The following is a 7,938-nucleotide window of genomic DNA, read 5'->3' on the forward strand; positions in this document are numbered from 1 at the left end:
CATAACCATGCTCATAACAATTATATTATTCATTTGTGCATTAGGTGCATTTTTCTTGTGGAGGAAATCATGCGCAGCGCTTGAAATGGTCGAAGCAGATGGTAAGAAAGTTAGAGATGCGTACTTCCCTGTATCGAGGGCAGAAGACAAGCTAAAACAAATTAAAGAGAAATATTCAGACTTACAGATAAAGTACAATAAGACATTCAGCAGACTACGTGACAACAAAAAAAAGCTTTCATTGTACAACCTTGGCGTGGGTACCTCTGATGATACTTCTTACGCATTTATATCGGAAACGAAAGAAGTCAGAAAAATTGAAGCAGAACTTGCTCAAGTTAAAGAAGACATAAAGGAAATGGTAAAAAACAAAACAGCTTGTATCTGCAGTATGAGTAAAGACGTAAGAGTTAATGGCCGCAAAGCTGGCGCTACAAAACTATTTAATCGTGAAATAAAACTCCGGATCCGCTGTTTAGATAATGAGTTTAAAGCGGCATCTTCAATGGTTGATTGGAACAACATCAATAGGCTATCTCAACGCGCCCGTGAAACATTCGACGATATAAACAACTCAGGCCGTATAGTTAAAACGCAATTGTCTGAAAGTTATTTCCGGTTAAAGAATAAAGAGCTCCTACTAACATATGAATTGAACCAGATTAAAGCTGACATTAAAGAAGAACAACGTGAAGAAGCACGTATCGCGAAAGAAGCAGAGCGAGAAGAAAAGCGTATAATTAATGCTGCGAATAAAGCTAGGAAAGAGCGTGAGATTATGGAGCAGCTGGTTGCGCATGAATTGAGCAAACTAGAATCCAGCTCTGATGAGCAAAAGGAACTGTACGAGCTGCATAAATTGGAACTGGAAGTGTTGAAGAAAAAAGAGGCTCGCTCACAATCGCTCGCTCAACAAACACGAGCTGGTTACGTTTATATAATCTCTAATAGGGTGTCATTTGGGGAGGGGATGGTAAAAATTGGCATGACTCGAAGAGCAGATCCAGATGAGAGAGTCAAAGAACTCGGAGATGCTTCTGTACCGGAACTGTTTGATGTCCACGCATATATATATTCGGAAGATGCACCCAGTTTAGAGAAATTTCTACATAACGAATTCAGCAAACAAAGAGTCAACCTAGTAAATCATCGCAAAGAGTTCTTTAAGGTGGATGTTCAAAGCGTTGTTAAGGCACTCGACAATTACCAAGAAGGTTACGAGATCGAATTAGAGCCGCATAAAGACACTGACATGTTAGCAGTGGCATAGTGGCAAGCTGCTGTGCGATAGCTTTTGTATTGCGTTAGCAAGGCGTTATCAACATCTTTCTCTGGCACAGAGCGGTTCTTAGGCTCTAACACGTTTTTGTCAGGCGAGTTATCTGCTGACTCGCCTTTGCCCCAAAATTATATACTCGGAAAATTGCAGATTGGAAAACGATTGAAGAAGCATTAAAACCTGACCCAGCCGCCAAGCCTGAGCGAGTAACCGCTCGACTTGTGAGACCTCAAGTTTCATTGACTAATCAACATAAAGCTCTTTTCCCTACAGCGGTAACAGCTGAAAGAAAATTCAAGTATGACCCTGTGGTCTACCGCCAAATTGCGCTTTTTAAGGTAAATGAAATCGTTCAGGTGACGAATCGAAAGGGGCACAGTTCAACAATACATATTACGAATATAGTAAAATTGAGCTGGAACCAACTCCAACTGTTAGTCTCATGTGGTAACACTAAGTTCGAGAAACAGTATTTACTTTATAAGGAGTACAGTACAAAGCATAGAGCAAATAGCGTTTTGAAAGGGATGAGTTTAAGCCAAGGCGAGAATTCAGAAATTCAAGAATATATCGGTATATTTAAGGCAAATGGGTTCTCAAAACACACACAAGTAAATGATTATATAACTAGCAATAACTTGTGGGGAAACTACCCGATAATTCGATCACTTAACGATCATGGCGAATACAAAGAAATCGAAGGTATTGAGCCTCAGTATTTTGAAGTTGTTTGCCGTATTTTAAATATATCCAGTGAAAGTGGAAGGAGCTTAGATAACTTCAAAAAGTACTAATTTAGAACACACCTAACACGATTTAAGAGGGGTTCGGCACGCATGGCATTTTTACTATGCGTTGGTTTTAATGATTAAGAGGTATGTGACAGCATCAGTATTGTGTGCCTTACACCTTCAAACTACAGTCGAGGCTCTCAATCGCCTCCGTCAGCAAATGTCTAATTTCTCTCGTAAACCTCAATAAACTCCCAATGACCGCTATGTCGGAATAGCGGTTATCAAAGATGCTAACCTTAAAGACCGTTGTTCGCTCAAATAAGACCCTAAAAGTTGCTCATAGCTATTAAGGTTAACGTTTTCAAAAACAGAAGTATATTTCCGATAACTACCTTTGAAGTCCTAGAAACGGAAATTTGCTTCCGAAATATAGCAATATAGGCTTAAAAAACGGATGTTTACTCCCGTTTTGTACTTTAAAATTATAAGCCGGTGTCTATTGAAAGCTGGGAAGTCGATTGACCTAGAAGTCGCTAATCTACAATTAGCTAAAATAATTTATATGTCGCATTGCAAATATGACAAAATAATGTAAAGTCACTGGGTTATATGGACTTTTTTGTATTAGCATCGGAAGCATATTTTACTCAAGCTAGCTAAGTAAGAAGTTCTGATATTCAGAAAGACTTTTAAGTTAGATAAGTAACCAAATGTTAAATGCCCTCAGAAATAAAAAGTTAATTTCGATATACAAGCCGGAAGAATTTCCGATAATTGACAATGAAAAAATTAGTATCGAGCTAGATGTGGTAGCATCTGCAAGGCATCAAGCAAGTAAAGAACTGCCTAATAGCAATGCAAAATCACCAGACTCAAATGAAATTAAATATAGAAGCAAATTTCAGACTCAGCTTATTCAAAAATCACACAGCGTCCAGCAGTCACTTAACTGCCTTAGTGATGAGATAAATAACCTAAGCATTCAACATTATTTTTCCAATGCAACAAGTTCGCCTTGTGAATTCGAACAAACCGTTCGTTCAGAGATGACAATTTCTTTGCGTGAATTAAAAGACCTAAAAAAACAGTTTGATTTAGCTAATGAAGATTTAGCACAATTTAAGTCAATGAATAAATTAAACAGGGAACCTGATTATCCTGTCAGTAGTATTAAAACTTTTGGTTTACTATTTTTCTTTATGTTAATAGAGGCTATCGCTAATGGCTTCTTTTTCGCTGAGGGCAGTGATTCAGGTTTGCTCGGCGGTATTGCAATAGCCTCTGCAATTGCTTTTGTTAATGTAACTTTTGGGTTTTTAATGGGGTTGCTAGTCTTACGGTATAAAAATCATGTAATAAAATGGAAGTCCTATTTCAGTTTAATATTTTTTAGTGTAGTGATGTTTCTTGTGTGTATCGGCAATTTATTTATAGCCCATTATAGAGAAGCATTGAATAGTTACCCCGATAACGCGCCTGAATACGTGTGGAAATTGATAGAAAGTGGATGGTTTTCTGTTTCAGATATTAATTCTTGGTTACTATTCTTCGTGGGTATATTCTTCTTCATTTTGGCTACGTATAAAGGCTACAAATCTGACGATGAATATCCTAAGTATGGCAGATTTGCAAAACTTAAAGAGAAAGCACTTGATGATTTGATGGAAGAAAAACGTGCTATATTAGATTATGTCGATGAAAAATATGAGGAAGCCATCGAAACTATAGAAGCTAATTTCCATATAATAAAAAACTCAACCAAAGGGTTAGCTAACTCTATTAGTTCATTTGAAATGCAAAAAAAAATATTTGATAATTATGTCACTCATTCAGAAAGCGCGTTAACTTATGTCACAAAGTTATACAGAGATATTAATTCAGAAACCCGAACTACCCCTCCTCCTGAATACTTTGAAAATGACTTCAATTTTAAATTAAATTTCGAACCACTACATTTTAATTACAAAGATAAAAGAGATGAATTAATTCAATTAAAAGATAAGCTTGAAAATCAATTGCCTTCATTGAGAGAAAAACTCAACTCATCAAAAAATATGTTTCATAACGAAGTCGATAGGGCTAGCCACTAATGGGTAGAGCAAAGAAAAGAAATAAAAAAAAGGAAGATACTCAGGGTGTTTTATACCTTACATTAGCAATCTTAATACTATTAAGTCTTGTTGCTAGCTACTTTTTTTTAAAAACTGATCAAATTGATAGGGATGCGGTATCTCTTTGTCGGAAAGACGGTGTTATTAAAACAGATAATGTAATTATTATAGACGCAACAGATAGTTTTAACGAAACGCAATCACTTTTGGCAAAAAAAGAATTATTTTCAATAGTTGAAAACTCTTCAGTAGATTCCCGCTTTTCACTTTATGTAATAAATACTGATCTTACAGATAAGAAGCCAATTATAGAGGTTTGCAATCCAGGAGATGGAACAAACAAAAGTGAACTTACTTCAAATAAAAGAAGGTTATATCAACAATGGAAAGAGCAGTTTCATGATAAAATAATCCATCACTTAGATGAGTTAATTGATATTAATGTTGCTAATAGCTCTCCTATCATGGAAACCATAAAATATGCTTCGATCAATTCTTTGTTCAATTCAAGGGCAAGAAATAAAAAATTAATTATATTGTCAGACCTCCTGCAGCACTCTATTTCTTATTCACAGTATTCTAAAGCTGATAACTTTGAGCAATTTTCTAATAGGCCAATATCTTCTTTGTTAATACCAAGCTTGGAAGGCGTAGAAGTAGAGGTACTTTATCTTTATAGATTAAAGGATACCGGTAGACAAAACAGAAAACATATCACTTTTTGGGAACGATTCTTTGCAAAAAGTGGTGGCATACTTACTAGAGTAAAAAAACTAAGCTAGGAAGCATTTATGAGTGAGCTAGAGAATAACAGTGAAGAGCTAAGTGGTAGAAAAGGATACAACCTAGAGTCTTTATCTGTGAAGAATATGTTTATATTAACCCTTTTAATAGGGACTGTTGGTATTATTGCGGGGATTCTACTGACTTCAACATTAGTTTCTATACTTATCCCAATAGTTATCATGGCTATCTATATATACATAACTTTATCAAAGGACACTGACTTACCAATAACTATTATTGGAGATAGTTACTATTATCAAGGCTTTATTTTTACTTTGGTAGCACTTATGGGATCCTTGTTTTCTTTAGGGGTTAAAGAACAAGTTAATATGCACGCAATGGTTGCAAGTTTTGGCTCAGCCCTTGTAACAACTATAATAGGATTAGTTGCTCGTTTATATGTTACTTCATTTTCATTAGTGGCTCAAAAACGCAGAGAGAGGCTGGAGTATCAGATAGAAAAATCTCTAGACCGTTTTACCGGTCAAATAGATACTTTAACTCTGCAAGTTGTAAGTTCTATTAATAAAGTACACGGTCAAACTGAGAGTACATTGTCAGAAACTTTGAAAAAATATAGTGATGTTAATAGCAAAGTTCTTAATGATTATAATGAAACAATGCAATCTAATGCTAAGTTAATTAGCGAGAGTTTAGAGAATGTTTCACATAAAATATCAAGTATTGAAATTTCACCAGATTTAATCTCTAGCCCTTTACAGCAAGCATTAAAAGAAATAATTAATTCTATGCATGATTATGAATCAAAATTCATAGAAATTAACGTTAATTTTAAAGCGTTAGCAGACAAGTTGGTAAATCAGTACGGAAGAAGTGAAGAAACACTCCAATCTCATGTTACAAATTTAGAAAGTAAACTTAGTGAAACTATAAAAACTCACACAAAACAATACAACGATAATTTGAATAATATCAGTGAAGGAATCATAAGCAGTCTATCAGATATAACTGACTTAAAAATAACAACAGAAGAAGCTGTAGAAGCTCGTTTAGAAAACTTCACTAAGGGTATTGATACAGTTGTTGAAAAAATAAACTCATCTATAGAGCCTGTAGCCTCAGCATCTCAATCTTTAAGTCAAGTTGGAGAGCAGGTAACAGACTCTTTAGTCAAAATATCTAATAAAACATCAGACTTGACAGAGTCTATCAACAAATCAATAGAATCTTTTGATAACGTTGAAAGTGTCAATGCAGACCTATCAAAATTGCTAAGAACTATAAAAGACTTTAACTCCTCATTAGAAAAAGCTACTTCGATTAATGATAAAGCTTCCAATAAAATTTACAGCGCTGCGCAATCTACTGAAGATGCATCAGGCCAATTAGCAAATGATATTGCGGAAGTTTATAAACAGCTAACTCTTCAAATTAGAGCTTTACGGAGTTCTCAGAGTTGAGTGACTTCACACATGAAAGAGCTAATTCAATAATTGAAACTTCATTGACTGAGTTAGCATTTATATTTTTCTTTATATTACTTATTTTTTCTTCTTGGAAAATAAGTAATATATCAGAGCAACTTGACTCAAGGGCTGAAGATAAAAGTGAGCTTGAGGCAGAAATTAAAGAACTTAGAGAATCTTTGGAATCAACGTCTGATTTTTTTAGCTCTCAATCTAATATTGCTCCCGAAGAGTTATTTAATGAATTAGTTTTGGGGAGGAAAGCTATAAAGGAGCTAGAAGTTACAAAAATTGAATTACAAGAGGCAACCAGCTCACTTAACGAAATTGTTAATGTTTCATCAAGTGATGATATTGATAATATCAAAAGAGAAATTAGAGAGTTTCAAGAAGCTAAAGAAATAGTATTAAACGAGGGTTTTACTGATAGCTCTTTGCCTGAAGTGTTGCAAGAAATTGTAAAACAACATGCAAATGTTGAAGGTCAAAATAAAAACCTAAGGAATAAAATTGAAAAGTTAGGAAATGGCTTAGATCATCCACCATGCTGGGCTGATAAAAAAACAGGTGCCGCTCAATATGTGTTTAGTATAATTATAAATGAAAAGTATGTCGAAGTTTTAGAAGGTTGGCCTCAAAGTAGAACTACTGAGGCTCGTAGTAATACTAATATTCACAGTGTTATTGGAAAGTACACTACGAACTCAGAACTATGGAAAGCGTCTAATTCTTTATATAGAGAATCGGTAGCTAATGACTGCAGACATATAGTTAGAGTATTTGACCATTCACAGTCGAAAGCGGCTTTTAAGAATTACTTGTTAGGCATTGAAAATCATTTTTACAAATTTTTAAGTCGCGACTTATATGACAGATAAAAAGTTAGATAAATTATCTATAGACAGAGATAATTTTTTAAAGGAGCACAAAGAAACTTCTTTATATATTGCAAAATTGGCTTTGACGAGCACAGAAAATACATCTTCATTTAAGTCTAAGCTTGCTAATTTTTATAAAGCAATCTTTACCAAGAAGTGAATTGAAATTAGGCCCCATCAAAAAATAGTCGATCTTGGGTAGTGTTTAGAAATCTGTGTCATTTCAGTAATATTAAGAAAACAGGAGTGACACATGACTCAATCTTTCGACTTCAACAAAGCATTAGCTGAACTTCAATCTGGTAAAGGGTTAACTGGTGAAGATGGTGTTTTAACACCGCTAATTAAACAATTAACTGAAGCTGCACTCAGAGCAGAGCTAGAGCAGCATCTAGAATCTGATCTGCAACCAAACCGTAAGAACGGCACTAGCAAAAAAACCGTTAAATCATCTGTAGGTCAATTTGAACTTGAAACACCAAGAGACCGCGCTGGCTCCTTTGAACCGCAACTCGTTAAGAAAAACCAAACTAAGTTAACGCCAGAAATTGACCAAAAAGTCCTATCTATGTTTGCGTTAGGCATGAGCTATCGTGATATTCGCAGTCACATTCAAGAAATGTATGGCATTGAAGTATCAGAAGCCACAATAACCGCTGTGACTGACCAGCTAATACCAGAGCTTAAAGCGTGGCAATCTCGCAGTCTTGATGCACTCGACAA

At 35.1% G+C, this 7,938-nt stretch carries 6 protein-coding genes and 1 pseudogene; all 7 read left to right on the forward strand.

Features of this window, described 5'->3' with window-relative positions:
• Positions 1 to 7 precede the first annotated feature (7 nt).
• A complete protein-coding gene (locus BG00_RS17145; protein WP_051498243.1) occupies positions 8 to 1,270 on the forward strand; it encodes an SNIPE associated domain-containing protein in 1,263 nt (420 codons plus the stop codon).
• Positions 1,271 to 1,518: 248 nt separating this feature from the next.
• The gene (locus BG00_RS09565; protein WP_202807720.1) at positions 1,519 to 2,073 is read left to right on the forward strand and encodes a hypothetical protein; all 555 of its coding nucleotides are present in this window, start codon (positions 1,519 to 1,521) and stop codon (positions 2,071 to 2,073) included.
• A 650-nt stretch (positions 2,074 to 2,723) separates the two neighbouring features.
• Positions 2,724 to 4,103: a hypothetical protein gene (locus BG00_RS09570; protein ID WP_036982128.1), complete on the forward strand. Its 1,380-nt coding sequence runs from the start codon at positions 2,724 to 2,726 to the stop codon at positions 4,101 to 4,103.
• Complete coding sequence (locus BG00_RS09575; RefSeq protein WP_036982129.1) at positions 4,103 to 4,906, forward strand: hypothetical protein; 804 nt, start codon at positions 4,103 to 4,105, stop codon at positions 4,904 to 4,906. Before BG00_RS09570 ends, BG00_RS09575 begins: the two co-directional genes overlap by 1 nt.
• 9 nt (positions 4,907 to 4,915) lie before the next feature.
• Complete coding sequence (locus BG00_RS09580) at positions 4,916 to 6,331, forward strand: hypothetical protein (protein WP_036982132.1); 1,416 nt, start codon at positions 4,916 to 4,918, stop codon at positions 6,329 to 6,331.
• Positions 6,328 to 7,215 carry a V-type ATP synthase subunit I domain-containing protein gene (locus BG00_RS09585; RefSeq protein WP_036982135.1) on the forward strand — a complete coding sequence of 296 codons (888 nt, stop codon included), beginning with the start codon at positions 6,328 to 6,330 and terminating at the stop codon, positions 7,213 to 7,215. The genes BG00_RS09580 and BG00_RS09585 overlap by 4 nt, the downstream gene beginning before the upstream one ends.
• A gap of 253 nt (positions 7,216 to 7,468) precedes the next feature.
• A pseudogene (locus BG00_RS18075) lies at positions 7,469 to 7,938 on the forward strand (transposase); the annotation flags it as partial.

It is taken from the genome of Pseudoalteromonas sp. SCSIO_11900 (assembly GCF_000576475.1).
Taxonomy (GTDB): Bacteria; Pseudomonadota; Gammaproteobacteria; order Enterobacterales; family Alteromonadaceae; genus Pseudoalteromonas; species Pseudoalteromonas tetraodonis.